25 protein-coding genes and 4 tRNA genes are annotated in these 25,316 nt (G+C 66.3%); 9 read left to right on the plus strand and 20 right to left on the minus strand.

Annotation, left to right across the window (positions count from 1 at the left end; all coding sequences use genetic code 11):
* Positions 1-8 precede the first annotated feature (8 nt).
* The 5 genes from ruvC to pdxS form a co-directional block, all read right to left on the minus strand.
* The gene (ruvC, locus tag AC1REM_RS11760) at positions 9-581 is read right to left on the minus strand and encodes a crossover junction endodeoxyribonuclease RuvC (RefSeq protein WP_492514786.1); all 573 of its coding nucleotides are present in this window, start codon (positions 579-581) and stop codon (positions 9-11) included.
* 93 nt (positions 582-674) lie between these two features.
* Positions 675-1,433, minus strand: a complete 759-nt coding sequence (locus AC1REM_RS11765) for a YebC/PmpR family DNA-binding transcriptional regulator (protein ID WP_492514787.1) — start codon at positions 1,431-1,433, stop codon at positions 675-677.
* A 77-nt stretch (positions 1,434-1,510) separates the two neighbouring features.
* Positions 1,511-2,380: a ribonuclease FAU-1 family protein gene (locus AC1REM_RS11770; RefSeq protein WP_492514788.1), complete on the minus strand. Its 870-nt coding sequence runs from the start codon at positions 2,378-2,380 to the stop codon at positions 1,511-1,513.
* A 26-nt stretch (positions 2,381-2,406) separates the two neighbouring features.
* Positions 2,407-3,000, minus strand: a complete 594-nt coding sequence (gene pdxT, locus AC1REM_RS11775; RefSeq protein WP_492514789.1) for a pyridoxal 5'-phosphate synthase glutaminase subunit PdxT — start codon at positions 2,998-3,000, stop codon at positions 2,407-2,409.
* Positions 2,990-3,880, minus strand: coding sequence for a pyridoxal 5'-phosphate synthase lyase subunit PdxS (pdxS, locus tag AC1REM_RS11780; RefSeq protein WP_492514790.1), 891 nt, complete (start codon positions 3,878-3,880; stop codon positions 2,990-2,992). The genes pdxT and pdxS overlap by 11 nt, the downstream gene beginning before the upstream one ends.
* A gap of 97 nt (positions 3,881-3,977) precedes the next feature.
* On the opposite strand from pdxS, the gene pdxY reads away from it, so the two are divergent.
* Entirely contained in the window at positions 3,978-4,829 is an 852-nt protein-coding gene (gene pdxY / locus AC1REM_RS11785; protein WP_492514791.1) for a pyridoxal kinase PdxY, read from the plus strand.
* Positions 4,830-4,873: 44 nt separating this feature from the next.
* Here pdxY and AC1REM_RS11790 read toward each other — a convergent pair whose 3' ends face one another.
* The 4 genes from AC1REM_RS11790 to AC1REM_RS11805 all read right to left on the minus strand — a co-directional run bounded on the left by AC1REM_RS11790 (position 4,874) and on the right by AC1REM_RS11805 (position 9,572).
* The gene (locus tag AC1REM_RS11790; RefSeq protein WP_492514792.1) at positions 4,874-5,419 is read right to left on the minus strand and encodes an HIT family protein; all 546 of its coding nucleotides are present in this window, start codon (positions 5,417-5,419) and stop codon (positions 4,874-4,876) included.
* Entirely contained in the window at positions 5,416-7,341 is a 1,926-nt protein-coding gene (thrS, locus tag AC1REM_RS11795; RefSeq protein WP_492515482.1) for a threonine--tRNA ligase, read from the minus strand. The genes AC1REM_RS11790 and thrS overlap by 4 nt, the downstream gene beginning before the upstream one ends.
* Before the next feature lie 166 nt (positions 7,342-7,507).
* Complete coding sequence (locus AC1REM_RS11800) at positions 7,508-7,924, minus strand: SMI1/KNR4 family protein (protein ID WP_492514793.1); 417 nt, start codon at positions 7,922-7,924, stop codon at positions 7,508-7,510.
* Positions 7,925-8,015: 91 nt separating this feature from the next.
* The gene (locus tag AC1REM_RS11805; RefSeq protein WP_492514794.1) at positions 8,016-9,572 is read right to left on the minus strand and encodes an FAD-dependent monooxygenase; all 1,557 of its coding nucleotides are present in this window, start codon (positions 9,570-9,572) and stop codon (positions 8,016-8,018) included.
* 431 nt (positions 9,573-10,003) lie between these two features.
* Here AC1REM_RS11805 and AC1REM_RS11810 point away from each other — a divergent pair, with 431 nt between their 5' ends.
* Positions 10,004-10,222: a CGNR zinc finger domain-containing protein gene (locus tag AC1REM_RS11810; protein WP_492515483.1), complete on the plus strand. Its 219-nt coding sequence runs from the start codon at positions 10,004-10,006 to the stop codon at positions 10,220-10,222.
* 148 nt (positions 10,223-10,370) lie between these two features.
* Here AC1REM_RS11810 and AC1REM_RS11815 read toward each other — a convergent pair.
* The 3 genes from AC1REM_RS11815 to AC1REM_RS11825 all read right to left on the minus strand — a co-directional run bounded on the left by AC1REM_RS11815 (position 10,371) and on the right by AC1REM_RS11825 (position 10,667).
* Positions 10,371-10,442: transfer RNA gene (locus tag AC1REM_RS11815), tRNA-Val, on the minus strand.
* A gap of 27 nt (positions 10,443-10,469) precedes the next feature.
* A tRNA-Cys gene (locus AC1REM_RS11820) sits at positions 10,470-10,540 on the minus strand.
* A gap of 54 nt (positions 10,541-10,594) precedes the next feature.
* Positions 10,595-10,667 (minus strand) — tRNA-Gly (locus AC1REM_RS11825).
* A gap of 151 nt (positions 10,668-10,818) precedes the next feature.
* Between AC1REM_RS11825 and AC1REM_RS11830 the strand changes: the two genes are divergently transcribed.
* Positions 10,819-10,891: transfer RNA gene (locus AC1REM_RS11830), tRNA-Val, on the plus strand.
* Positions 10,892-10,977: 86 nt separating this feature from the next.
* Here the strand turns inward: AC1REM_RS11830 and AC1REM_RS11835 are convergent.
* The 5 genes from AC1REM_RS11835 to zapE all read right to left on the minus strand — a co-directional run bounded on the left by AC1REM_RS11835 (position 10,978) and on the right by zapE (position 14,811).
* Positions 10,978-11,208 (minus strand): hypothetical protein, encoded by a 231-nt coding sequence (locus tag AC1REM_RS11835; RefSeq protein ID WP_492514795.1) that lies wholly within the window; start codon positions 11,206-11,208, stop codon positions 10,978-10,980.
* A 112-nt stretch (positions 11,209-11,320) separates the two neighbouring features.
* Positions 11,321-11,794, minus strand: coding sequence for an ASCH domain-containing protein (locus tag AC1REM_RS11840; RefSeq protein ID WP_492514796.1), 474 nt, complete (start codon positions 11,792-11,794; stop codon positions 11,321-11,323).
* Positions 11,791-12,390 carry a type II toxin-antitoxin system PemK/MazF family toxin gene (locus AC1REM_RS11845; protein WP_492514797.1) on the minus strand — a complete coding sequence of 200 codons (600 nt, stop codon included), beginning with the start codon at positions 12,388-12,390 and terminating at the stop codon, positions 11,791-11,793. Before AC1REM_RS11845 ends, AC1REM_RS11840 begins: the two co-directional genes overlap by 4 nt.
* A 19-nt stretch (positions 12,391-12,409) precedes the next feature.
* The gene (locus AC1REM_RS11850) at positions 12,410-13,645 is read right to left on the minus strand and encodes an ammonium transporter (protein WP_492514798.1); all 1,236 of its coding nucleotides are present in this window, start codon (positions 13,643-13,645) and stop codon (positions 12,410-12,412) included.
* A gap of 131 nt (positions 13,646-13,776) precedes the next feature.
* A complete protein-coding gene (gene zapE, locus AC1REM_RS11855) occupies positions 13,777-14,811 on the minus strand; it encodes a cell division protein ZapE (protein WP_492514799.1) in 1,035 nt (344 codons plus the stop codon).
* A 129-nt stretch (positions 14,812-14,940) separates the two neighbouring features.
* Between zapE and AC1REM_RS11860 the strand changes: the two genes are divergently transcribed.
* Complete coding sequence (locus AC1REM_RS11860) at positions 14,941-15,837, plus strand: sulfurtransferase (RefSeq protein ID WP_492514800.1); 897 nt, start codon at positions 14,941-14,943, stop codon at positions 15,835-15,837.
* A gap of 19 nt (positions 15,838-15,856) precedes the next feature.
* On the plus strand, positions 15,857-16,309 hold the full coding sequence (locus AC1REM_RS11865; RefSeq protein ID WP_492514801.1) for a SufE family protein: 453 nt from the start codon (positions 15,857-15,859) through the stop codon (positions 16,307-16,309).
* Between the two features lie 19 nt (positions 16,310-16,328).
* Here the strand turns inward: AC1REM_RS11865 and AC1REM_RS11870 are convergent, their stop codons facing one another.
* Positions 16,329-17,516: an alpha/beta hydrolase family protein gene (locus tag AC1REM_RS11870; RefSeq protein ID WP_492514802.1), complete on the minus strand. Its 1,188-nt coding sequence runs from the start codon at positions 17,514-17,516 to the stop codon at positions 16,329-16,331.
* A gap of 25 nt (positions 17,517-17,541) precedes the next feature.
* Here AC1REM_RS11870 and AC1REM_RS11875 point away from each other — a divergent pair, with 25 nt between their 5' ends.
* The 4 genes from AC1REM_RS11875 to AC1REM_RS11890 all read left to right on the plus strand — a co-directional run bounded on the left by AC1REM_RS11875 (position 17,542) and on the right by AC1REM_RS11890 (position 22,735).
* Positions 17,542-18,123, plus strand: a complete 582-nt coding sequence (locus tag AC1REM_RS11875) for a DUF3000 domain-containing protein (protein ID WP_492514803.1) — start codon at positions 17,542-17,544, stop codon at positions 18,121-18,123.
* On the plus strand, positions 18,116-19,309 hold the full coding sequence (locus AC1REM_RS11880) for a ribonuclease D (RefSeq protein ID WP_492514804.1): 1,194 nt from the start codon (positions 18,116-18,118) through the stop codon (positions 19,307-19,309). The genes AC1REM_RS11875 and AC1REM_RS11880 overlap by 8 nt, the downstream gene beginning before the upstream one ends.
* A 72-nt stretch (positions 19,310-19,381) precedes the next feature.
* On the plus strand, positions 19,382-20,587 hold the full coding sequence (locus AC1REM_RS11885) for a thiolase family protein (RefSeq protein WP_378788209.1): 1,206 nt from the start codon (positions 19,382-19,384) through the stop codon (positions 20,585-20,587).
* Between the two features lie 9 nt (positions 20,588-20,596).
* On the plus strand, positions 20,597-22,735 hold the full coding sequence (locus AC1REM_RS11890) for a 3-hydroxyacyl-CoA dehydrogenase NAD-binding domain-containing protein (RefSeq protein WP_492514805.1): 2,139 nt from the start codon (positions 20,597-20,599) through the stop codon (positions 22,733-22,735).
* Between the two features lie 51 nt (positions 22,736-22,786).
* Here the strand turns inward: AC1REM_RS11890 and AC1REM_RS11895 are convergent, their stop codons facing one another.
* Both AC1REM_RS11895 and AC1REM_RS11900 read right to left on the minus strand, forming a co-directional pair.
* A complete protein-coding gene (locus tag AC1REM_RS11895; protein WP_492514806.1) occupies positions 22,787-24,409 on the minus strand; it encodes a GMC oxidoreductase in 1,623 nt (540 codons plus the stop codon).
* Positions 24,402-25,316, minus strand: coding sequence for a diacylglycerol/lipid kinase family protein (locus AC1REM_RS11900; protein ID WP_492514807.1), 915 nt, complete (start codon positions 25,314-25,316; stop codon positions 24,402-24,404). Before AC1REM_RS11900 ends, AC1REM_RS11895 begins: the two co-directional genes overlap by 8 nt.

Raw genomic sequence — 25,316 nt, forward strand, 5'->3', positions numbered from 1 at the left:
ATGGGAAATCATCGTATATATGTTCGAGCGACACGCTCGGCATCGGCCCAGGCCCTTTGCGCCGGCGTGAGTGCGTCGGCGGTCGCGGATGCGGCGCCGCGGCGCCACGCATGACAGATGGCGATGGCCAGTGCATCCGCGGCATCCGCAGGTTGGGGCGGAGAATCAAGCCGGAGGATCCGCGCGATCATCGCCTGCACCTGTCGCTTGTCTGCGCTGCCGTAGCCCGTGACCGCGGCTTTCACCTCACTGGGGGTATGGGTCGCCGCAGGCAGCCCCGCCTCGGCTGCCACGAGCAGCGCAACACCACTCGCCTGCGCCGTGCCCATGACGGTCTGCAGATTCTGCTGCGCGAACACCCGCTCCACCGCGACCGCGTGCGGCTCATGCTCGCTGACGATCGCACGCAGTCCCGCGGCTACTCCGGCGAGACGTTCGCCGATCGGCGCGTCGACTGGCGTACGGATGACTCCCACATGCACGAGCGTCGCTCGACGCGCTCCGTCGACGTCGACGACGCCCACACCGCAACGGGTGAGGCCCGGGTCGATGCCGAGGACGCGGATGCTTCGTGCTGTCACTCCCCCAGGCTACGCACCGCTTCGGCCCCGAACGCGACGGCGCGCCCGCCGCCCGTCTTCCGACGCGGCGACGGGCGCGCCGTCGTGATGGTTCTACTCGTCGTTCTCGAGCTCGGCCTGCACCTCGGGGGTGAGGTCGAAGTTGCTGAAGACGTTCTGCACGTCGTCGCTGTCTTCGAGCGCATCGATCAGACGGAAGATCTTGCGCGCGGTCGCGGCGTCGACCTCGACCTTGAGGTTCGGAACGAACTCGACGTCAGCCGACTCGTAGTCGATGCCGGCGTCCTGCAGAGCCGTGCGCACCGCGACGAGATCGGTCGCCTCGGTGATGACGGCATAGCCCTCGCCGTGCGGCTCGATCTCCTCGGCGCCGGCTTCGAGCGCAGCCATCATGACGTCGTCTTCCGTCGTGCCTTCCGCACCGACGACGATGACGCCCTTACGGCTGAAGTTGTACGCGACCGACCCCGGGTCGGCGAGCGTGCCACCGTTGCGGCTGAGCGCCGTGCGCACCTCCGCCGCAGCACGGTTCTTGTTGTCGGTCAGACACTCGATCATCAGAGCGACGCCGTTGGGACCGTAGCCTTCGTACATGATCGAGGCGTACTCCACGGCCTCGCCGCCGATGCCGGCGCCGCGCTTGACGGCCCGGTCGATGTTGTCCTTGGGGACCGACATCTTCTTCGCCTTGAAGACCGCATCGAAGAGGGTCGGGTTGCCTGCCTGATCGGGTCCGCCGAGCTTCGCAGCGACCTCGATGTTCTTGATGAGCTTTGCCCACGACTTGGCACGGCGCGAATCGATGATCGCCTTCTTGTGCTTGGTCGTCGCCCACTTGGAATGCCCGGACATATGTCTCCGCTCGTGTGATCAGCCCCGAGGCAGCGCCCAGGGCGTCGTTCAGTCTAACAAAACGCTTTCCGTCACTGTCAGTGCTCCATGAGACCCCGACCACGACGCGCCCGCGCGGCCTGGACAGAGGCGGTCGAGGGCAACCGAAGCGGCTCATCCATGTCGGCATCGGGGGTCCAGCGATCCCATTCGCCGTCCAGCGGCCATCGAGCGCCGCTGATGAAGGCATCTGCAGCATGATCGGCGAGAGCGCGGACCGCGTCAGCTTCCGCGTGGGTGAATCTGCCCTGCTCCACCGAGGCCGCCAACTCGTCCGCGTCCTTGAGCCAGACGTCCTCACTGCCGGTGTGCTCTGCGTCGATCCAGAGGTCCAGCACGAGATCACGGGAGAACACGGCATCGCGTGAGCGCCAGTGCGGCAGCTCGAGGTTCACGTAAGCGCCGCTGGGTGTGCCATCCGCGGCGCGAAAGAACCACACCGACCACGGTGCGCCCGTCGGCGCGACGCGCACCACTCCCGGTCCGGTCCACGTCGACTCGCGAACCGCCCATGGCACCTGGAATCGTTCATCCAGCGGCACGTCGCGCGAACGACGACCGTCGGCTGGAACCGCCTCGAGGCGAGCCGAACCACTCGGAATCCAGACGATCAGCGCCTTATCGTCATCGCGGACGACGCGAGCCGTCTCCACGAAGCGGCCGTACCGCCACAGGATGGTCTGCCCTTCGGCGAACCTCGGTGCGTCCGGAGCATCCGAAGGCACAGCCTCAGCGAGATCTTCTGTGCGGTGTGCGCCGTCATGGCGCTGCGGCGCGAGCGTGGCGAGCGACGCAGACAGGCCGGCGCCTCGACGACCGACCGGAGTCCATTCACTGTCCGTCCTCCCGACGAGAGTGACGACGCCGCCGCTCGCACTGAGACTGGTGGATCCGAGAGGCAAGCGCATCCCGGCACCCTATCGCGTGCGGATGTTCAGGCCTCCGCGACCTGGGAGAGGAAGCGCGCGTGGAAGCGCGTCTCCCCTGTGATCTCCGGATGGAAGCTGAGCCCCAGGATGTGCCCTTGCTCGACCGCGACCACACGGCCGTCCGGCAGCGCGGCAAGTGACCTGGCGTCAGTGCCGACGGACTCGACCACAGGTCCTCGGATGAAGGCGGCACGCACCGGCGCCTCCCCCAGCTCGGGGACGACCAACTCCGCTTCGAACGATTCCGTCTGCCGTCCGAACGCGTTTCGGCGTACGGTCACATCGAGTCCGCCGAAGGACTCCTGTCCTTTGATCGCGTCGACGACGCGGTCGGCGAGCATGATGAGCCCGGCGCAGGTGCCCAGCATCGGCATCCCGTCGGCGATCGCTTCGCGGATCGGATGCTGCATGCCGAAGATCCGCGACAGCTTGTCGATCGTCGTGGACTCGCCGCCCGGGATCACCAACCCGCCAACTGCGGCGAGCTCGGGGGGCCGACGCACAAGGGCGACCTCGGCGCCAAGACCCTCGAGCAGGGCGGCGTGCTCGCGCACGTCGCCCTGCAGCGCGAGCACTCCGACGCGTGGCTTACCAGCCACGCTCGGCGAGACGGTGCGGTGCCGGCAGGTCAGAGACGTTGATGCCGACCATCGCTTCGCCGAGTCCGCGGGAGACCTCGGCGATGACCTTGGCGTCGTCGAAGAAGGTCGTGGCCTTGACCACGGCAGCAGCACGGGCGGCCGGGTTGCCGGACTTGAAGATGCCCGATCCCACGAACACGCCGTCAGCGCCGAGCTGCATCATCATCGCGGCATCCGCGGGAGTCGCCACACCGCCGGCGACGAACAGCACGACAGGGAGCTTTCCGGTCTCGGCGACTTCTGCGACGAGCTCATAGGGCGCCTGAAGCTCCTTCGCCGCGACGAAGAGCTCGTCCTTGGTCATGGAGCGCAGCACGTTGATCTCGGAGCGGATCTTGCGGATGTGCTTGGTGGCCTCGGAGACGTCGCCGGTTCCGGCCTCGCCCTTCGAGCGGATCATCGCCGCACCCTCGTTGATACGACGCAGCGCCTCGCCGAGGTTGGTCGCGCCGCAGACGAACGGCACGGTGAAACCGAACTTGTCGATGTGGTTGACGTAATCCGCCGGCGAGAGCACCTCGGACTCATCGATGTAGTCGACGCCGAGCTCCTGCAGCACCTGCGCCTCGACGAAGTGGCCGATGCGCGCCTTCGCCATCACCGGGATCGATACGGCATCGATGATGCTGTCGATCATGTCGGGGTCGCTCATGCGGGAAACGCCACCCTCGGCACGGATATCGGCCGGGACGCGCTCCAGTGCCATGACGGCGACGGCGCCGGCATCCTCTGCGATCTTCGCCTGCTCGGCGTTGACGACGTCCATGATGACGCCGCCCTTGAGCATCTCTGCAAGCCCGCGCTTGACGCGGCCGGTACCGGTAGCTGTTTCTGTCATAGGACGAAGCATAGCTTGTCTGGATTCTTCTTTGATCCGTCTGCGACATACCGTGAAATGCGCATCAGCAGCTCTGCGCGGATGTCAGGATTGCAGCATGAAGATCCTCTCGATCCAGTCCGCCGTCGCCTACGGACACGTCGGAAACTCCGCCGCCGTGTTCCCCATGCAGCGCATCGGCGTCGACGTGCTGCCGGTGTACACGGTGAACTTCTCGAACCACACCGGCTATGGCGCCTGGCGGGGTCCGCTCATCTCCCCCGACGACGTGCGCGAAGTCATCACCGGCATCGAAGAGCGAGAGGTCTTCCCGCAGATCGATGCGATCCTCTCCGGCTACCAGGGCGGCGAGGGCATCGCGGATGTCATCATCGACGCCGTCGCGCGCATCAAGGCCGCGAACCCTGATGCGCTCTATGCCTGCGATCCGGTGATGGGGAATGCGAAATCCGGATGCTTCGTGGCTCCGGCGATCCCTGTTCTGCTGCGTGATCGCGTCGTGCCCGTCGCCGACATCATCACGCCCAACCAGTTCGAGCTCGGCTTCCTGACCGACACCTCGCCCGACACCCTCGAGTCCACGCTCGCATCCGTCGACCTCGCACGTACCATGGGCCCGAAGGTCGTGCTCGTCACCAGCGTCGAGCGTCCCGACCGTGAAGAGGGGACGATCGAGATGCTCGCCGTCGACGACAGCGGCGCGTGGATCGTGCAGACGCCGCGGCTTCCCATGAAGGCCAACGGATCCGGCGATGTCACCGCGGCGCTCTTCACGGCGCAATACGTCCGCAGCGGCAGCATCGCCGAGGCGCTGCGCAAGACCGTGTCGAGCGTCTTCGACCTGCTCCAGCTCACGCTCGATTCCGGAGAGCGCGAACTGCAGCTCGTTGAGGCACAGGAGTTCTACGCCCACCCGCGCGAACAGTTCGACGTTCGCCAGGTGCGCTGAGCAGAACGCCCGGGCTCCCTCAAAGGTGCCCAGGCGTTCTCACGTCATTCGGCGGCTGGCCACGCCGCAGCGATCGTGTGCCGCACATCACCCAGCAGCTGCGGCAGGGCTTTCGTCCGCGCGATGATCGGGAAGAAGTTCGCATCCGACGACCATCGCGGCACGATGTGCTGGTGCAGGTGAGCGTCGACGCCCGCGCCAGCGACAGCTCCCTGGTTCATGCCCAAGTTGAAGCCGTCGCACCGCGACACCTCACGCAGCACACGCATCCCGATCTGCGTCAGCTCGCCGATCTCCGCCACTTCTTCTGCCGTGGCCTGATCGTACGTCGCGATGTGTCGGTACGGGCAGACCAGCAGGTGTCCGGAGTTGTACGGAAACAGATTCAGCAGGACGTAGGCCGTCTTTCCGCGAGCGACGATCAGCGTCTCCGCATCATCGTGCTCGGGCGCGGCGCAGAAGGGACAGGTCTCCCGCAAGGGCTCTGGCCCCGCCTGAATGTACGCCATCCGATGGGGAGTCCACAGACGCTGGAACTCGTCTGGGACTCCCGCCAGGTGGGAGGCGTCTTCTGCCGACGGCGGGATCACGCCAGGTCTTCCGCCGTCTGCACGAGGGTGTGTTCCGCGATCGCGCGACGCACCCGCTCGACAGCATCCGCAAGCGGAACGCCGTTCTCCTGCGTGCCGTCACGGAAGCGGAATGAGACCGTACCCGCCGCGCGGTCCTGCTCGCCTGCAATGAGGATCAGCGGCACCTTGCCGGTCGTGTGGTTGCGGATCTTCTTCTGCATCCGCTCATCCGAGTGGTCGACCTCGGCACGCACGCCTGCGGCGCGGAGCGCGGCGACGGCGTCGTCCAGGTAGTCCGCGAACGTGTCGGCGACCGGGATGCCCATGACCTGGACCGGCGCGAGCCAGAGCGGGAAGTCACCGGCGTAGTGCTCGAGCAGGATCGCGAAGAAGCGCTCGATCGAGCCGAACAGCGCCCGGTGGATCATGATCGGACGCTTCTTCTGTCCGTCCTTGTCGGTGAACTCCAGACCGAAACGCTCCGGGAGGTTCGGGTCGACCTGCACGGTCGACAGCTGCCAGGTGCGACCGATCGCATCCGTGGTCTTAAGGTCGATCTTCGGACCGTAGAAGGCGGCCTCACCAGGCACTTCGGTGAGCTTGAGCCCGCTGGACTTGGCGACCGAGCGGAGCGCCTCGGTGGACTCCTCCCAGAACTCGTCGGAGCCGATCCACTTCGACTTCTCGTCGTCACGCATCGAGAGTTCGAGCTCGAAGTCCTCGAGCCCGAAGTCACGGAGCATCGAGATGATGAACTCGAGCACCTTCGACGCCTCGGCCTCCAGCTGATCCGGCGTCACAAACAGGTGCGAGTCGTCCTGGGTGAAGCCGCGCACACGCGTGAGGCCGTGCAGCGCACCGGAGAGCTCGTTCCGGTAGACCGTGCCGTTCTCCGCGAAGCGCAGCGGAAGATCGCGGTAACTGCGTGCACGCTCCTTGTAGATGAGGATGTGCATCGGGCAGTTCATGGGCTTCAGGTAGTAGTCCTGGCCCTGCTTCGTGATGTTGCCCTCGTCGTCGCGCTCCTCGTCCATCTGGATGGGCGGGTACATGCCCTCCTTGTACGTGACGAGGTGGTTCGAAGTGAGGAACAGGTCGTCCTTCGCGATGTGCGGCGTGTAGACGTAGGTGTATCCGCCTTCGATGTGGCGTCGACGAGCGTGCTGCTCCATCTCACCGCGGATGATTCCGCCCTTGGGATGCCAGACCGACAGGCCCGATCCGATCTCATCCGGGAACGAGAACAGGTCGAGTTCCTTGCCGAGGCGACGGTGGTCACGCTTGGCTGCTTCCTCGAGGCGCACTTGGTAGGCGCGCAGCTCGTCTTTGGTCGGCCACGCGGTGCCGTAGATGCGCTGCAGCTGCGGGTTCTTCTCACTGCCGCGCCAGTAGGCGGCAGCAATGCGGGTGAGGTCCCAGCCGTTGCCGATCATGCGCGTGTTCGGAAGGTGGGGTCCGCGGCACAGGTCCTTCCAGACGACCTCGCCATCCTTCGTGGTGTTGTCGTAGATCGTGAGCTCGCCCTCGCCGACCTCCACGCTCGCACCCTCGGCGGCTTCCTTGCCGCCCTTGAGCCCGATGAGCTCGAGCTTGAAGGGCTCGTCGGCGAGCTCTACGCGCGCCTCATCGTCGGTGACGACGCGGCGCACGAAGCGCTGGCCCTCACGAACGATGCGCTGCATCTCTTTCGTGATCGCCTTGATGTCTTCGGGCGTGAACGGGGTGTCGACGCCGAAGTCGTAGTAGAAGCCGTCGGTGATGGGCGGGCCGATCCCGAGGTTGGCCTGTGGGTTGATGCGCTGCACCGCCTGCGCGAGCACGTGGGCTGCCGAGTGACGGAGAATCGACAGTCCGTCCTCGCTGTCGATCGTGACCGCTTCGACCTCATCGGCGTCTGTGACCGTGGCGGCGAGGTCTTTCAACTCGCCGTTGACGCGCATCGCGACAACAGAACGGTCAGAGAACAGGGCGAAGCCGTCTTTCGGCTGGGCGTTTTCAGGCACAGGAACACTCCATCTAGGGTCGCCTCTAGGCTACTCGCCCGCGGCGTTCACGCCGAACGGACAAGCCGCGGGATCACGCCCCGGATCCCACCCTTCCACGGCGTCAGTCGGCGTTCTCGTCCAGCAGGGCGCGGAAGCTCTCCGACAGGACGGTGACGGCGCCCGCTCGATCATGATCCACCAGCTGCACAGGGCCGCCAGGCGACACCCAGATCGGGTTCCCCGCGCCGTCGTCGGCGAACACCACCCCATCGATGAGAGCGCCATAGGCTTCCCTCGCCGAGGCGGTGAGTTCCAGACAGGTGGTCGTGCCCAGCAGCGAGCTCTGATCCCACGCATGAACGGCGATCCCCGCGAAGCATCCGCCCCACCGTGCGATGAACTCGAGGTAGTCCTCGTCGGGGATGACACCGACGGCTGCGAACACGGCGCGCGCCTCGTCCTCGGGGATCGGTCGACCCGAACCGTAGATCAACCGCATCCGATCGATCCGATCGACGAGTTCGGCGGAGAGGGGCATGCCGCCATGCTAGCCAGTCCCGGTTTCCCAGGGTCGCCGACGCGGATTGTGAATGGCGCAGGATCGTCTTCTGGGGCTGTGTCGACAGCAGTCACGCCGAGCTGCCGCGGTCAGCTTCGACGTGATGCGCACCCGCGAGAGCCGTGCGCAGGGCCCGTGCCCTACCCCGAAGAGGGAGGCGGCTCGCGACGTGCCCGTCGGGTCGGACGAGAAGGGCCTCGCCGCTCTTGAGCTGGGTTGCAGCGCACCAGGCGCCCGTATTGAGCTCGCTGCGCCCCACGGCAATGACGGCCTCGTGGTGGAGCCGCGGGTACTCGGCGACCATGGCCCCCGTCACACGGTGCCACTCCCGATCCTCTTCGGTTGTCAGCACGGTGAAGCGCCCCTCGATCAGATCAAGCGTGGAGGTGACGCCATCCGGACCGGTCAAGGACACGTGCGGCAGCCGGCGCCCCGGAGCGGCGGAAGGCTCGTGCGGTGCGGATCGCAGCGCCTCACCCTCACCGTAGTTCGTGTTCAGGAGCAGCTCATCATCCATCGCGTAGTTCGTACGACTGTTCTGTCTCGAGATTTCGATGACACGCTCCCCCACTGGCCTCCGCTCCTCGGTGTATGCATCAAGAAGCGACTCCTCCGCTTCGCCACGCACGACGGCAGCGAGCTGCCAGGCGAGCGTGTCAACGTCGCCGATGCCCACGTTCATTCCATGACCGCCGGTCGGCGGCGTGAGGTGGGCGGCATCACCGGCTAGAAGGATGCGGTCACGGCGGTAGGTGTCCGCCTGCCGCGCGTCCATCCGCCAGAGCATCGTGTCCTCGATCGCTGCATCCAACTCAGGAAGGCCAGCAGCCGTGCGTATCAACTTGATGAGCGCCGGCACGTCCGAGCGCAGCGCATCCACGTCGGTCAAGGAAGGCTCCACCGGATACTGGTAGATCCATCTCGTATCGTTGTCGATCGCGAGGAAACCGCCTCGCCCTTCTCCCGTGAGGAAGTACGAGGCACTCGCTCGGTCCGCGACAACCGCGCCGAGGGGTGCACGAAAACGCACGGACAGATAGTGACCCAGACCGACTTCTCCGGTCATGCCGATGCCGCTCCGCATGCGGACCGTGCTCTCGCCGCCGTCACAACCAACAACGAAGCGGGCGCGAACCGGACTCAGCGCCTCCCCGGCGCGCGTAACGAGTCGCAGGCCGACCGCGTCCGGCTCGGGGTCCAGACCGACGACCCGAACGCCGAAGCGGACGTCCCCGCCCGCGCGCCTCGCATGATCGAGCAGGATCGGCTCAAGAGAATCCTGGGAGCAGATGAGGCCTGGGGACGGACTGTTGCCGGTTGCACTCCTGTCAGGCGACGGACCGGTACGGACAAAGTCGGGGTCCACGAGATCACGGCCGCGATAGAACCGCACGTGATCGGGGGGAAGGCCCGCGGCGCGGATCTCGGGTTCGAGACCGAGGCTGCGGAAGATCTCCATCGTCCGCGCCGAGATTCCCCGCGCTTTCGGATGAAGGGAAAGCCCCGGGTGCGCCTCGAACACGACGTGGGACACGCTGTGTCTGGAGAGCAGATTCGACAGGGTGAGACCGACGGGTCCTGCACCGACAACGGCGACATCGATGAGTGAAGCCGTGGTCTTCGTCATCTGACCATCCTTTCGGTAACTTTAAAAGGACATATTACCGTTACACTCGAAAGATGCCAACGCACTCCCCATCGCTTGAGGCGGCGCAACGTCCACTCGGCCTTCACTTCGTCATCGACGTGCTCAACGAACCGCCGCACACTGGGGACGACCTGCAGCGCGTGGTGCGGAGGCACCACGGCCCGCACGTCGCTCTGTCCACCTTCGATCGGACCACCTTCATACAGGCGGTCGAGAGCGTGCGCACCGTATTCGCGGCGCCAGACGACACACGGGCGAGCACCGCGATCAATGCCCTCCTCGCCAAAGTGCCAGCCCCGACGACGCTGCAACAGCTCGACGACGGACGATGGGTCCTCCGCCCCGCGGTTGCGCCATCATCACCCGCGTCCTGGTTCACGGCGACAGCGGCATTCGGGCTGGGATTGTGGATGACGGAGCGTGGTCGAGCGGCCTGGGGAGTCTGCGCAGCACCCGACTGCACCCGCGCCTTCATAGATGCCGGGCGCCGGGCGCCACAACAATACTGTGGCACCCGGTGCGCGACGCGGGCACGCGTGTCGGCGTACCGCGAGAGCACTCGATCTCAGCAGATCAAGTCCGTCTCGGGCTCTACATCTGGAGATGAAGGAAGGACATCGAGCGAGTAGCATTCCAGCCCGATTCACTCGACGTTGCCGACCGGCGCCCATCCGACTTCGGAACTGCCGGCGTCGACGCTCTCGACATCGGCGGGACGCGCACACGGAGCTCAATGCCGAAAACAAGAAAACCCCCGATTTCTCGGGGGTTTGTCTGTGCGCGATACTGGGATCGAACCAGTGACCTCTTCCGTGTCAGGGAAGCGCGCTACCGCTGCGCCAATCGCGCCCAAGTGGGCTATTAAGTTCTACCGTGAGGTGGCGACGGGATTCGAACCCGTGTAAACGGCTTTGCAGGCCGGTGCCTAGCCGCTCGGCCACGCCACCGTGTGGATTGACCCCACGTGCCGCAGATCTTCCGAAGAAGACCTCCTGCACTTGAGCGGATGACGAGACTCGAACTCGCGACCCCAACCTTGGCAAGGTTGTGCGCTACCAACTGCGCTACATCCGCGTTTTGTGTCCGGCGCGCCGGGCACTTGATAAACATTAGCCCAAGATCTGGATCACGCCAAACCGAACGCGAATCTCGCGCGTGTCTTCTTTTCTGGCATAAACCACCCCTCCGCATCAGGTAGTGTTGGTCTTCGACCGCTCGCGGTCATGGGCGATTGGCGCAGTTGGTAGCGCGCTTCCTTCACACGGAAGAGGTCATCGGTTCGAGTCCGGTATCGCCCACAGAAGAGAAGCCCGGTCAGGTGTGAGCCTGACCGGGCTTCTTCGTTCCTCCGGTCGCCGATCCCCCATGTCCGGCGCGGCGCAGGCTACTGCGCGTCCGCCTCTTCCTCGCCGAACGGCGCATCCGTCACTCCGATGCCGACCGCCTGGTGGCTCGGCTCGGGATCGTCCGGCTTCGGCGCACGTGGAGCCTCCGCGGGCTCCTTCTCTGTGCTCGGCTCTTCGAGGTCCTCTGCCGAGGGCGCAGGCTCGCCCTCGGCATGCAGTTCCTCTTCGGGGGCCTGATCCGCGGGCTGCTGGTCTGCTGGGTCCGACATGTGATCCTCCTTCGATCGTGCCCCAGTGAACCCGGCATCGAATGCTTGTACCAGTCCGTTGACTCTGCAGTCGCGGGACGCTAAGCGCACAGCAAACGACGTCGCCGGGAAACTACGCCCGAGGGAACACCAGCTCAAACCGCTCGCAGAGCACGGGCATGTCCGGGGCGAAACCCCGGGGGCTCTCGGAGTGGTTCGTCCAGTACCACTCATGGATTCGGCGCCACGATGCGAGCGTGCGATCATCTTCGCCCTCCGAGCGCGCGTGCTCCTCGCCGACTTCGTCGAACGGCACGACGTCAAGCACGGTGGTGCGGATGATCACCTGAGGAGCGCCTTCGCCGTCCAGGATGATGCTGTACTCCCCCACCTCAGGCAGGGGATCGCCGGTGTCCTCGTAGTCCCAGATCGACGATGCAGTGCCCGTCTTGATGCCATCGCGCACGAGCGCCAGAAGCTCATCGGCGTGCGCGACGGTCGCGCCGAAAGCCCACGCCTCGGGAACCTCGTCCGGCGCATCGTCCAACGCGCCGCGCGCCCGATTCCAGAACTCCGCGATAACTCCTGCGTCACCCGTCACGGTCATTTCGAGACCCTCCATCCGTAGCGCTGCACCAGCGCCTGCGCCACACGACCGTAGCGCTTCGCGTCGAGTACCGCCGCCTCGCGGCGCAATCCTCGCTCATGCACGCTGTACAGCTGCTCGATGTCCACCCAGGACTCTCGTCCCTGCGAATCCCAGGCACCGGCACCGATCGACAGATAGTCGCGATCGCGCTCATGCGCCTTGCTCGTCATCCGCACCGCGTAGACACGGTCGGCGGACTGGCGTCCGATCACGAGCACCGGGCGATCCTTGCCCCGTCCGTCGTTCTCCTCATAGGGCACCCAGGTCCATACGACTTCACCGGCATCCGGTGCACCGTCACGATTCGGCGCATAGCCGATCACGACGTCGCTGACGCGGTCGGCCGACACACGCACGGTCTCCGTAGCCGCAGAGCGCCCCGGCTCCCGCTGCTCGGAATCAGGTAACCGAGACGGCGTGGAGCGCGAGGCGCTCTGTGGGCGGAGGGTGGCTCGCGGGCGACGCTGACCGGAGCCGTTCGACGATGTGCGTTTCGGTGTCAGCAGACTCGTGAGGAGTTCGATGAGCTGCGACACGGTGCTTTTGGAACTCACATCGACACCCTATCCGCGCTCAGGTGGTCAGCGCGTAGCCCTCCTCGCCGTGCACGACCACGTCCACACCGGCGATCTCGTCGGCGTTTTCGATGCGGAATCCGATCGTCTTCTCGATCACGGTGCCGATGACCCAGGCGACAGCGAAGGAGTAGAGCAGTACGCCGCCCGATGCGAGGAGCTGCACGACCAGCAGGCGCCAGTCTCCGCCCGTGAACAGACCGACCTCCGTCGCGAAGAACCCAAGGTAGACGGTGCCGAGAAGTCCGCCGACGAGGTGGATGCCCACGACGTCCAGCGAGTCATCGAAACCGAGTCGGAACTTCAGCTCGACCGCCAATGCGCACAGTGCACCCGACGCGAGACCGAGGACGAGCGCCCACCCGGGCGTCAGGTTCGCGCACGCCGGCGTGATCGCGACGAGACCGGCGACCGCGCCCGATGCTGCACCGACAGACGTGGGCTTGCCGCCGCGGACCCGCTCGATCACGATCCAGCCGAGGATGGCCGCCGCGGTCGCACCGAGCGTGTTGATCGCGATGAGACCGACACCACCCATGTCTTCCGACAGCCACTCCGCGCCTGCGTTGAAGCCGAACCAACCGAACCACAGCAGTGCGGCACCCAAGAGAGTCAGGGGCACGTTGTGAGGCTTGAGAATGCCCTTCTCGAAGCCGATGCGCTTTCCGAGCACGAGCGCCAGAGCCAGCGCCGCCGCACCTGCGTTGATGTGCACGGCCGTGCCGCCGGCGTAGTCGATCACGTGCACGCCCGAATCCGGGCCGAACAGCAGATCACCGAGGTTCATGATCCATCCGCCACCCCACACCCAGGCGGCGATCGGGAAGTAGCCGACCGTCGCGAAGACTCCGGCGAAGATCATCCACGACCCGAACTTCGCGCGGTCCGCGATCGAGCCGGAGATGAGCGCCACCGTGATGATCGCGAATGTCGCGCCGTAGGCGATGGAGATGAGTCCGACGTTGGCGTCCGGTGAAGCCGCGAGACCCGAGAGTCCGAAGTCTGCGAACGGGTTGCCCGCGAACTGATCCGGAGCCGTCACCACGCTCATCGAGGAGCCGTAGAGGATCCACAGCACGGCGACGAGGCCGATCGCGCCGAAGCTCATCATCATCATGCTGATGACGCTCTTCGCCTTGACCAGTCCTCCATAGAAGAACGCCACACCCGGCGTCATCAGCAGCACGAGCGCCGTCGCTGTGACGGCCCACGAAATGTTTCCCGGAGCATCCATGTGCCCACCTCACTTCCCTTAGGAAGTTCAGTGTGCGGATGCTGCGTTTCGAGAAGTCGCTTCGCGTGTTTCGGGGCGGTTACGCGGAAGCGCCCCGCGTAACCATCTGATTACACGGGGCGCCTCGACGTTCAGGAGTGTGTGAGGGCGACCAGGCGCGAGATCGCCCGAAGGTACTTCTTCCTGTACCCGCCGCCGAGCATCTCGTCGGCGAACACCTCGTGGAGCGGGATTCCGGATGCCACGATGGGCAGCTGCTCGTCGTAGGCGCGATCGACGAAGGCGACGAAGCGCAGCGCTTCGGACTGGTCGGTGAGCTGGTGCACGTCGCGGAGGCCCAGCACCTCCACGCCGTCGATCAGACGCAGATAGCGCGAGGGGTGCACTCGCGCCAGATGCCGCACGACATCGTCGAAGGAGTCATCCGACACCGTCTTCTCCCCCGAAAGCTGTGCGATCGCGGCTGCGTACTCATCGGGGGTGTGCACCTTCGCGAGACCATCGAGCGAGCGCTGGCGGAAGTCCACGCCATCGATGCGGTGCGTTTCGAAGCTGTCGGACATCGCGTGGATCTCGCGCAGGAAGTCCTGTGCCGCGAACCGCCCCTCGCCCAGCGCGTTCGGAGGCGTGTTCGAGGTCGCCGCAAGGCGCGTTCCCGAGTTCACGAGCTCGCCGAGCAGGCGCGTCATCACCATCGTGTCGCCGGGATCGTCGAGCTCGAACTCGTCGATGCAGAGCAGATCGGAGCCGCGCAGCAGGTCAACGGTGTTCTTGTAGCCGAGTGCGCCGACGAGCGCCGTGTACTCGATGAACGAGCCGAAGTACTTTCGTCGCGCCGGCATCGCGTGGTAGATCGACGCGAGCAGGTGCGTCTTGCCGACACCGAAGCCGCCGTCCAGGTAGACACCAGGCTTCTGGGGCGCCTCCTTCTTCGCGCGGCTGAAGAGACCGGCACGCTTCGTCGGTGCGCTCTGGCCGGAGAATCGCTGCAGGATCTGCTTCGTCTCCTCCTGCGAGGGGTAGGCGTCATCGGCGCGGTACGTCTCGAAGGTCGCGTTGTCGAACTGCGGCGGCGGAACCAGGCTCGCAAGCATCTCGGCACCGGTCACCTGGGGCTGGCGGTCGATAAGGTGGACAGTGCCGGCGTGGGCCGTCGAGTCGGTCATGCGAGTCCTGTGTCGAAGTCTTACTGAATGGATGCGCAGGCACGCGCAGCGATCTATCGTCGAATGTGACGGCTCAACACTACGCCGTCCTCTCACGCACTCATCCCCACCCCCTTGAGGAGCACACCCGTGGCCATCGAATTCGACACGTCCGACCCCAAGTTCGCCGACTACGCGGAGCCAGGTCGGCTCGTCTCGACCGAGTGGCTGGCATCGCGGCTGAACGAGCCCGGTCTCGTCGTCGTCGAGTCCGACGAAGACGTGCTGCTCTATGAGGTCGGGCACATCCCCGGCGCGGTGAAGATCGACTGGCACACCGACCTCAACGACCCCGTCGTGCGCGACTACGTCGACGGCAAGGGTTTTGCCGAGCTCCTCTCCCGCAAGGGCATCTCGCGCGACGACACGATCGTGATCTACGGCGACAAGAACAACTGGTGGGCTGCATACGCCCTCTGGGTGTTCTCGCTCTTCGGCCACGAAGACGTCCGCCTGCTGGACGGCGGTCGTGACCGCTGGATCGCCGAGGGCCGTGAGCTGACGCGTGAGGCCACCGAGCGTCCTGCGACCGAGTACCCGATCGTCGAGCGTGACGACTCCCGGCTGCGCGCCTACAAGGACGACGTCCTCGCTTTCATCGGCAACGGCCCCCTCATCGACGTGCGCTCTCCTGAGGAGTACACCGGTGAGCGCACGCACATGCCCGCGTACCCCGAAGAGGGAGCGCTGCGCGGCGGCCACATCCCGACGGCGCAGAGCGTGCCGTGGGCACGTGCCGTCGCAGAGGATGGCGGCTACAAGACCCGCGCAGAGCTCGAGGCGATCTACCTGGACGGTGCTGGCCTGAAGCCGGGCGACGATGTCATCGCCTACTGCCGTATCGGTGAGCGTTCCGCGCACTCCTGGTTCGCGCTGAACCACCTGCTCGGCTTCACCAACGTCCGCAACTACGACGGTTCCTGGACCGAATGGGGCAGCGCCGTGCGCGTGCCGATCGCGACCGGAACCGAGCCCGGCTCCCTCTGAGCGTGGGAGAATGGCGGGGATGACTGACACGCACCTCCCCGACGCCCTCGCCGAGTTCCGCGACGACTTCCTGGACACTCCGGAAGCCGATCGCCTGCTCCTGCTGCTGGAGTTCGCGGACGAGCTTCCCGACGTGCCCGCCGAGATCGCCGCGCACCCCGAGATGTACGAACGCGTCGCCGAGTGCCAGTCCCCCGTCTACATCCACGTGACCGTCACGGACGGTGTCGTCGCCATGCACGCGACGGCACCGCTCGAGTCTCCGACAACCCGTGGTTTCGCGAGCATTCTCGCCCAGGGAATCACAGGCCTCACCCCCGAAGAGGTCCTGGCGATCCCGGATGACTACCCGCACACGATCGGCCTCACAAAGCTCGTGTCCGCGTTGCGCATCGGCGGCATGACAGGGATGCTCATGCGCACGAAGCGCCAGGTGCGCGAGCGCCTCGGGATGCTCCCGCCGCAGCGCTAGCCGGCTGCGCTGACACCAGTCAGCGCGCGCTCGCCCCGATGATGCCCTGCGCCGTCAGCCAGTCGGTGATCGCCGCGACCCAGCGAGTCTGGTCGTAGTTCCACAGCTTCGTGTGGCGGGCTCCGGTGAACACCGACAGGGTCACCAGGTCGGGTCGTGCGGCGGCAAGGGCGTGCGATCCGTCCGACGGCACGAAACCGTCGTCGTCGCTATGCAGGATCAGGATCGGCTCGGTGAGTTCGTCTGCCCGGGCGACCATGTCGAGCGTGTCGAACGGAATCGCCTGCTCGGCGCCACTCAGACGGGCAGACCACGGCGTGCTGAGCGCGTCCATGGCGAGCCGCGGGAGCGGATCGCGCATTCCGGAGATCTGTGCCTGAAAGCGCAGCACGCTGCGCCACTCGACAACGGGCGACTCCAGAACAACACCGACGATCGCCGCACGATTGGACGTCGACACAACCGTCTGCAGTGCGATCGCTCCGCCCATCGACCATCCCATCAGGACGACCTTCTCCGCACCGTGGCGAAGCGCGTACGTCAGCGCAGCATCCACGTCCTGCCACTCCGCGGCGCCCAGCGCATAGGCGCCACCGCGTGTGCGCGGAGCGTCGCCATCATTGCGATAGGACACGACGAGGACGGGCATGCCCGCCGCGTGGAACACCGGCACCGCGCGGAGCGTCTCGCTGCGCGTCGTTCCGCGCCCATGCACCTGAATCACCCAGGTCGTCGAGGCTGCGGCATCGGCCTTCGCAGGGAAGAACCACGCCGGGGCGGGGCCTGCGGGCGTTCCGATCAGCACCGACTCGTAGTCGATGTGGAGCTCTGCCGGCGACGAGTAGTACCAGCCGCTGAAGACCGCCTGACGATCGAGCTGCGCTCCCGGCGCGATCTGCGTGAGGAGCTTCCGCCGCACCCGGTCGTCGGTGGTGCTGAGCACCGCTCCGAGCTTCACGTACCCCGGGGTTCCGATCGTCTGCAGACCGTACTGGCCGGGCAGTTCCGTGTCGGGTGTTCGCGTGAGTTCGATGGTCTGGGCGCCCGTATCGACGGCGAGCACCTCCGTATCCGCCACGCGGACCGCAGGTGTGACGACACGCCGGGCGATCTGCAGGATCACCGCTGCCCCGGCCACGGCGGCGACAGCCGCGGCCCCGATTGCTGCAACGCCCAACAATGTCGCGGCGTGCCTGAGACTCTTCATCGCTTCCCGACTCTAGCCTGTCGCTGTGAGTGATGAACCCGGGGCTGACGGCGCGTTCGCGCGCGCGGCTGCCCACCTGCGCGGACTGACGTTCCGCAACGACATCGTGGTGCGCGAGATCCCGGCCCCCCAAGGGCTTGCACCGGAGGCCATCGCGCTCGCCGCCGACGTCCGACCCGATGAGGACGGCGATTCCATCTACGGCACCGGCCGCTTCATTCTGCTGCACGATCCGCACGAGCCGTCGGCGTGGGGCGGCGCATGGCGCATCGTCTGCTTCGCCCAGGCGCCGCTCGAGCCCGAGATCGGCACCGATCCCCTGCTGTCCGACGTCGCCTGGTCGTGGCTCGTCGACGCCCTCGACTCGCGCGAAGCCGAGTACCACTCCCCGTCGGGCACCTCGACGAAAACTCTCTCCAAAGGCTTTGGAGGACTTGCATCCGAGGGCGATGGAGCACAGATTGAACTGAGAGCGTCCTGGTCACCCGCCGGATCGCTCACCCCCCACGTGGAAGCGTGGGTCGAACTGGTCGGGATGCTGGCAGGCCTCCCGCCCGGTTCCGAGAACATCGCCGTGTTCGGCGCCAGGAGAACTTCGCGTGACTGACTACGAGGTAATTGACACCCTCGGTGCTTTCCTTGCGGCGTGTGCCGCCCTCGCTGATGGCGATGGACCCGCCGCGGTGGATGTCGAACGAGCATCCGGCTTCCGCTATTCACAGCGCGCCTATCTCATTCAGGTGTTCCGGCGCGGATCGGGTGTGTTCCTCTTCGATCCGATCGCGATCGACGATATCTCCCCCCTGCGGGATGCACTCGACGGGATCGAATGGGTGTTTCACGCGGCCAGTCAAGATCTTCCATCGCTTCGTGAACTGGATCTCGTCCCCACGGAGATCTTCGATACGGAACTCGCCGCTCGCCTGCTCGGATTCGAACGTGTCGGTCTGAGCGCAGTCGTCGAACGCACCCTCGGCATCACGCTCGCCAAGGAGCACTCGGCGGCGGACTGGTCGACCCGTCCGCTGCCCGAGCCGTGGCTCGAGTACGCGGCGCTCGACGTCCTGCACCTCATCGACGTGCGTGATGCGCTGGTCGCAGAACTGGAGGAGCAGGGCAAGACCCGGTTCGCTGCAGAGGAGTTCGAAGCCACACGCGTGCGCCTGCCCAAGCCCGCGCGGGAAGAGCCCTGGCGGCGCATGGGCGGACTGCACCAGGTGCGCGGCGCCCGTAACCTTGCGGTGGCGCGAGAGCTGTGGAACGCCCGCGAGGCGTATGCGCAGGAGATCGACGTCTCGCCCGGGCGTCTTGTGCCGGATCGCTCGATGGTCGCCGCGATCCTCGCCCAGCCGACGTCGAAGAACGCACTCGCGGCGGTGAGCGCGTTCACGGGGCGCGCGAGTAGAACCCAGCTCGATCGCTGGTGGGCTGCGTTCGAGCGCGGGCGCGCGACAGAGGATCTGCCGCGTGAACGCGTTCCCAGCGACGCCCTTCCGCCTCCCCGCGCATGGGCCGACCGCAACCCTGAGGCGGATGCACGGCTGAAGCTCGCCCGCCCCGCGGTGGAGAAGATCGCCGATGATCTCCACATGCCTACGGAGAACCTGTTGACGCCGGAGATGCTGCGCCGCGTCGCCTGGAACCCCCCGGGCACGACGCCAGAGGCCATCGGCGCCGCGCTGGCTGACCTCGGTGCGCGTCGCTGGCAGATTGAGCAGACTGCACAGACAATCGCCGCGTCTTTTGTGGAAGCTGTTCAATCCAGCGAAGAGGCGTCCGCCGACGCTTCGTAGGTTCGATCCAAGCGATTCCTCTCACCCCATCGCCCCTCCTAGGCTGGTCTCAACCTGATACCTGGAGGCAAAGTGGCCGAGATCTCGGACGTCTACTTCGTCGATGGCGTGCGTACCCCGTTTGGACGCGCCGGCGAAAAAGGCATGTACTGGAACACCCGCGCCGATGACCTGGCGGTCAAGGCGACGATCGGGCTGATGGAGCGCAACTCCTCCGTCCCCGCGGACCGGATCGACGACGTGGCGATCGCCGCGACCTCGCAGACCGGAGACCAGGGACTCACGCTGGGTCGTTCGGTGGCGATCCTCGCCGGGCTTCCCAACACCGTGCCCGGCCTTGCCGTGGAGCGCATGTGCGCGGGTGCCATGACGAGCGTCACCACGATGGGCGCATCTATTGGTGTCGGCATGTACGACTTCGCCATCGCCGGCGGTGTGGAGCACATGGGCCACCACCCGATCGGAGGCAACGCCGACCCCAACCCGCGCTTCGTCGCGGAGAAGATGGTCGACCCGGGCGCCCTCAACATGGGTGTCACGGCCGAGCGCATCTTCGACCGTTTCCCGCACCTCACCAAGGAGCGTTCGGACCGCTTCGGCATGCTGAGCCAGCACAAGGTGCAGGCCGCCTACGACGCTGGCAAGATCCAGCCCGACCTCGTGCCCGTCGCAATCAAGGGCGCGGATGGCGCCTGGGGCCTCGCGACCGAAGACGAGGGTCGTCGCCCGCAGACGACCATGGAAGACCTCGCGGCGCTGAAGACGCCTTTCCGCCCGCACGGTCGTGTCACCGCCGGCACCTCCTCGCCGCTGACCGACGGCGCGACGATGTCGCTGCTCGCCGGTGGCGGCGCAGTGAAGGAGTTCGGCCTCGCACCCAAGATGCGCATGGTGTCGTTTGCCTTCGCCGGGGTGCAGCCGGAGATCATGGGCATCGGCCCGATCCCGTCGACCGAGAAGGCGCTGAAGAAGGCCGGACTCGACATCTCCGACATCGGCCTGTTCGAGCTCAACGAGGCGTTCGCGATCCAGGTGATCTCGCTGCTCGATCACTTCGGCATCGCCGATGACGACCCGCGCGTGAACGCCTGGGGCGGTGCGATCGCGCTCGGCCACCCCCTCGCCGCATCCGGCGTGCGCCTGATGATCCAGCTCGCGGCTCAGTTCGCGGAGCGTCCCGACGTGCGCTACGGCCTGACCGCGATGTGCGTCGGACTCGGCCAGGGCGGCAGCGTCATCTGGGAGAACCCTCACTACGACGGCAAGAAGAAGAAGTAGGCCACCGACATGACCAACTACGACGCGATCGACTTCTCCCCCATTCAGGCACTCACGGAGGGCGAAGTCATCACGCACTCGCCGACGCGTGACATCCGCCTCGCATCGGGCAAGACACTCGCTCTCATCACCCTCGACAATGGTCGCGACCACACGCGTCCGAACACCTTGGGCCCTGCGGCTCTGACCGAGCTCGGAGAGACGCTGGATGGGTTGAAGGCGCGAGCGGCAGCGGGTGAGATCCAGGCTGTGGCAATCACGGGCAAGCAGTACATCCTCGCCGCCGGAGCGGACCTCTCCGACATCTCCAAGGTGGGCTCGCGGGACAACGCGCGGCTCATCGCGCAGCTCGGGCACAAGGTGCTCGGCAAGCTCGGGGACCTGGGTGTTCCGTCGTTCGCCTTTGTGAACGGACTCGCACTCGGCGGTGGCCTCGAGATCGCACTGAACTCGACCTATCGGACGGTGGATGCCTCGGCAGCGGCGATCGCGTTGCCCGAGGTGTTCCTCGGAATCATCCCCGGCTGGGGTGGCGCCTACCTCCTGCCGAACCTCATCGGCATCGAGAATGCCCTCGAGGTCGTGATCTCCAATCCGCTCAAGCAGAACCGCATGCTCAAGCCGCAGCAGGCGTTCGATCTGGGCATCATGGACGCGATCTTCCCCGCAGCGAACTACCTCGAGAACTCCCTGGCGTGGGCGGATGCGGTCCTCGGCGGCAAGAAGGTCGAGCGCAAGAACGAGCCGGGCAAGATCGAGCGCCTGACTAAGTGGCCTATCGCGATCAAGATGGCTCGCGGCATGCTCGAGTCGAAGATCGGCACCGTCCCCCGCTCGCCCTACCTCGCCCTCGACCTGCTCGACAAGGCGAAGAGCGGCACCAAGGCAGAGGGCTTCGCTCGCGAAGACGAAGCGCTGGCTGACCTCGTGGTCGGCGACCAGTTTGCCGCGTCGATGTACGCATTCGATCTCGTGCAGAAGCGCGCGAAACGTCCTGTCGGCGCACCCGACAAGGACCTTGCACGGAAGGTCACCAAGGTCGGCATCATCGGAGCGGGCCTGATGGCCAGCCAGTTCGCGCTGCTGTTCGTGCGCAAGCTGCAGGTTCCCGTGTTGATCACAGACCTCGACCAGGCGCGCGTCGACAAGGGCGTGGCGTACATCCACGAGGAGATCGGCAAGCTCGAGGCGAAGGGCCGCCTCGATGCCGACACCGCCAGCAAACTGCGCGGGCTCGTTCGCGGCACCGTCGACAAGAGCGAGTACGCGGACTGCGACTTCGTGATCGAGGCCGTCTTCGAGGAGGTCGGCGTCAAGCAGGCCGTCTTCCGTGAGATCGAGCAGCACATCGCGCCGGACGCCATCCTCGCGACGAACACCTCCTCGCTGTCGGTCGAAGAGATCGGTTCGGCGCTGACGAATCCCGAGCGTCTCGTGGGCTTCCACTTCTTCAACCCGGTCGCGGTCATGCCGCTGATCGAGATCGTGAAGACCCCGGTCACCAACCAGCAGAGCCTGTCGACGGCGTTCGTGGTCGCGAAGGGCCTCGGCAAGAATGCGGTGCTCACGGCGGATGCCCCGGGCTTCGTAGTGAACCGCCTGCTCGCCAAGGTGATGGGCGAGGCGGCACGCGCCGTCTACGAAGGCACCCCGATCACGACGGTCGAGAAGGCGTTCGCGCCGCTCGGCCTCCCGATGGGCCCCTTCCAGCTGATCGACCTGGTCGGATGGAAGGTCGCCGCTCACGTGCAGGACACCATGGTTCGCGCCTTCCCGGATCGGTTCTACGCGAACGCGAACTTCCACCGTCTCGCTGAGCTGGAGGCCGTGATCGAGAAGGACAAGGGCGGACGCGTGACCGGCTGGACGAAGGCCGCGCAGAAGATCCTCGAGACGGAGTCCACGCCGGTGGACGAGGCGACGATTCTGCGCCGCGTGCAGGACGGGCTGGCCCAGGAGATCAAGGTCATGCTCGATGAGCATGTCGTGCCCGAGGTCGAGGACATCGATCTCTGTCTGATCCTCGGCGCCGGCTGGCCGTTCATCGACGGTGGGGCATCGCCTTATCTCGACCGAGAGGGGGCGTCTGAGCGCGCCTTCGGCGGATCGTTCCACACCCCGATGATCCGGGGCGTGGAAGCGCGCTGAGTCAGGGCAGGAGAAGGCGGGGTCGCATCAGCGGATGCGACCCCGCCTTCGTCACTGTCCGGGACGCGTGTCCGGTTCGCCCACGCGCGGCCAGTACGACAGCGCGCGTTCTGCGAGAGCGGTGATTGTCAGCGAGGGATTGACTCCGGGGTTCGCGGGTACCGCGGCGCCGTCGATGACGAAGAGTCCCGGATGCCCCCACACGCGATGGTAGGAGTCGATGACGCCGTCCTCGGGCGTCGCTGAGATCACCGCCCCGCCGAGGAAGTGGGCCGTCAGCGGGATTCCGAAGACCTCTGGCCACGAACCGCGGGCCTCGGCAGGTACACCGCCCTCGTCTGCCATGCGGGCCGCGATCGCCGTGGCGGCGCGATGGGCTTCGGGGAGCGAGCTCGGATTCGGCGCGCCATGTCCCTGGGCGCTCGTCAGAACGTGCCGGCCGAAGCGCTTCTTCAACGAGAGGGTGAGCGAGTTGTCCGCTGTCTGCATGACGAGCGCGATGATGCCGCGCTCACTCCACCGCCGAAGAGAACCGAGCTTCGCCTGGCGCAGCGGGGCGCGCAGCATCCGCCGGATCAGCAGGCCCAGCCTGCGGGCGAGGGAGATGTCTCCGGGAACCATGATCGTCGCCAGCGCGCCCATGAGGTTGGAGCCGGGCCCGTAGCGGACGTTCTCGACGTGCGTGCGCTCATCGACATGGAATGAAGTCGTGATCGCGACGCCGCTCGCCAGACCCAGCGACTCGGGCACCGCCACCGCGACGGCGCCGTCAAGCGCTTCCGAGTTCGTGCGGGTCAGGCTGCCGATGCGGTCGGAGATGCGCGGCAGCGTGCCGCTCTGCTTCATGCGGTGCAGCAGCTGCTGGGTCCCCCAGGTGCCAGCGGCGAAGACCACCTGCGCGGCGGTCGTCGTGCGGCGGTCTCGCCCCATCCAGGCGCCGCTGCGCTCTGACGTGACGACATAGCCGCCTCCTGGCCGCTCCCGCACCTCGGTGACCGTGCGCAGCGCCTCGACGACGACGCCTCGTCGCTCGGCGAGGGCGAGGTAGTTCTTGACGAGCGTGTTCTTCGCTCCCACACGGCAGCCGACCATGCAGTTGCCGCACAGCGTGCATCCGGTGCGCGCCGGACCCTGACCTTCGAAGAAGGGGTCTGCAACGCGTTCCCCCGGCGTACCGAAATAGACGCCGACGGGTGCTCGACGGAAGGTGCTTCCGACACCGAGATCCTCCGCGGCTCCCTGCATGATGCGTTCGACCGGGCCGAAATGCGGGTAGTGCTCGACGACGCCGAGCATCCTTTTCGCCTCGGCGTAGTGCGGGGCGAGTTCTGTGTCCCAGTCGGCGATGGCCTTCCACTGCGGATCGCGGAAGAACTCTGCTCCCGGCTGATACAGCGTGTTGGCATAGTTCAGGGAGCCGCCCCCGACGCCCGCACCCGCCAGGATCATCACATGAGGGAGCCGGTGGATCCGCTGGATCCCGAAGCATCCGAAGGCGGGCGCCCAGAGGTAGCGGCGCAGGTTCCATGAGGTCTTCGCGAAGTCTTCGTCTTCGTATCGGCGTCCTGCTTCGAGGACACGAACACGGTAGCCCTTCTCGGCGGCGCGCAGCGCGGTGACCGAGCCGCCGAACCCCGAGCCGATCACGATGACGTCTTCATCGAACTCAGCCATGCTGCGCTCCGTCCGACGCGGGAACCATGACACGAAGGGCCCTCGGGCGCTGCGTTATCCGACAGGACACCGCCCCCACGCGCTCGCCGTCGGCATAGACCACGAGGTCCGGCGCCGAAACCTCGATTTCATGCACCTGCCGGTGCACGACCTCGGGACGCGTCAGATGAGTGCCTGTCAGCAGGAGCGGGAACAGGCGAATGAGGCGCAGTCGCCCGAGAGGCGCGACGTGCACAGCATCCATCCAGCCGTCATCGGGACGCGCCCCTGCGCAGACCGGCATGCCCCCGCCATAGCTGGCGGTGTTGCCGACGGCGACGAGAGTCCCGGGCATTTCTACGACGTCTGCCCCGTCGAACGAGATGCGAAATGCCGTCGGACGCAGGCGCGCCACCTCGATCAACAGCGCGAGGTAGTAGCGAAGCGCGCCCTTCGGCCAGCGCAGTCGATTTGTGCGATCGCTCACCTTCGCGTCGAATCCGAGGGCGGCGACCGTCAGGAACAGCGTGGAACGTCCGCCACTGTGAACCTCGCCGATGTCCATGGGGCGGGCGACGCCGTGCAGCGCGAGCTCCACCGCGGCCGCAGGATCATCGCGAGGCAGTCCGAGCGCTCGCGCCAGGTCGTTGCCGGTGCCCGCGGGGACGAGGACGAGCGGGACATCGGACGCGCAGAGCACGTCGAGCGCTCCGGTCACGGTGCCGTCGCCGCCGACGATGACGAGAGCCGCCGGATGCTCCGCCAGCGCTTCGGATGTCAGCCGAAGTGTGTCATCGGCGGAAGAGCCCTCGTAGGCGCGCACCTCCGCCCCGAGCGCGCGCAGATGCGCCAGAGCGACCTCAGCCGCCGTGCCGCCACGGCCGCGACCGGCGTACGGGTTGGAGACCACCGCGATGTGGCCGGACAT

It is taken from the genome of Microbacterium sp. GW823-FHT02G05, assembly GCF_058797175.1.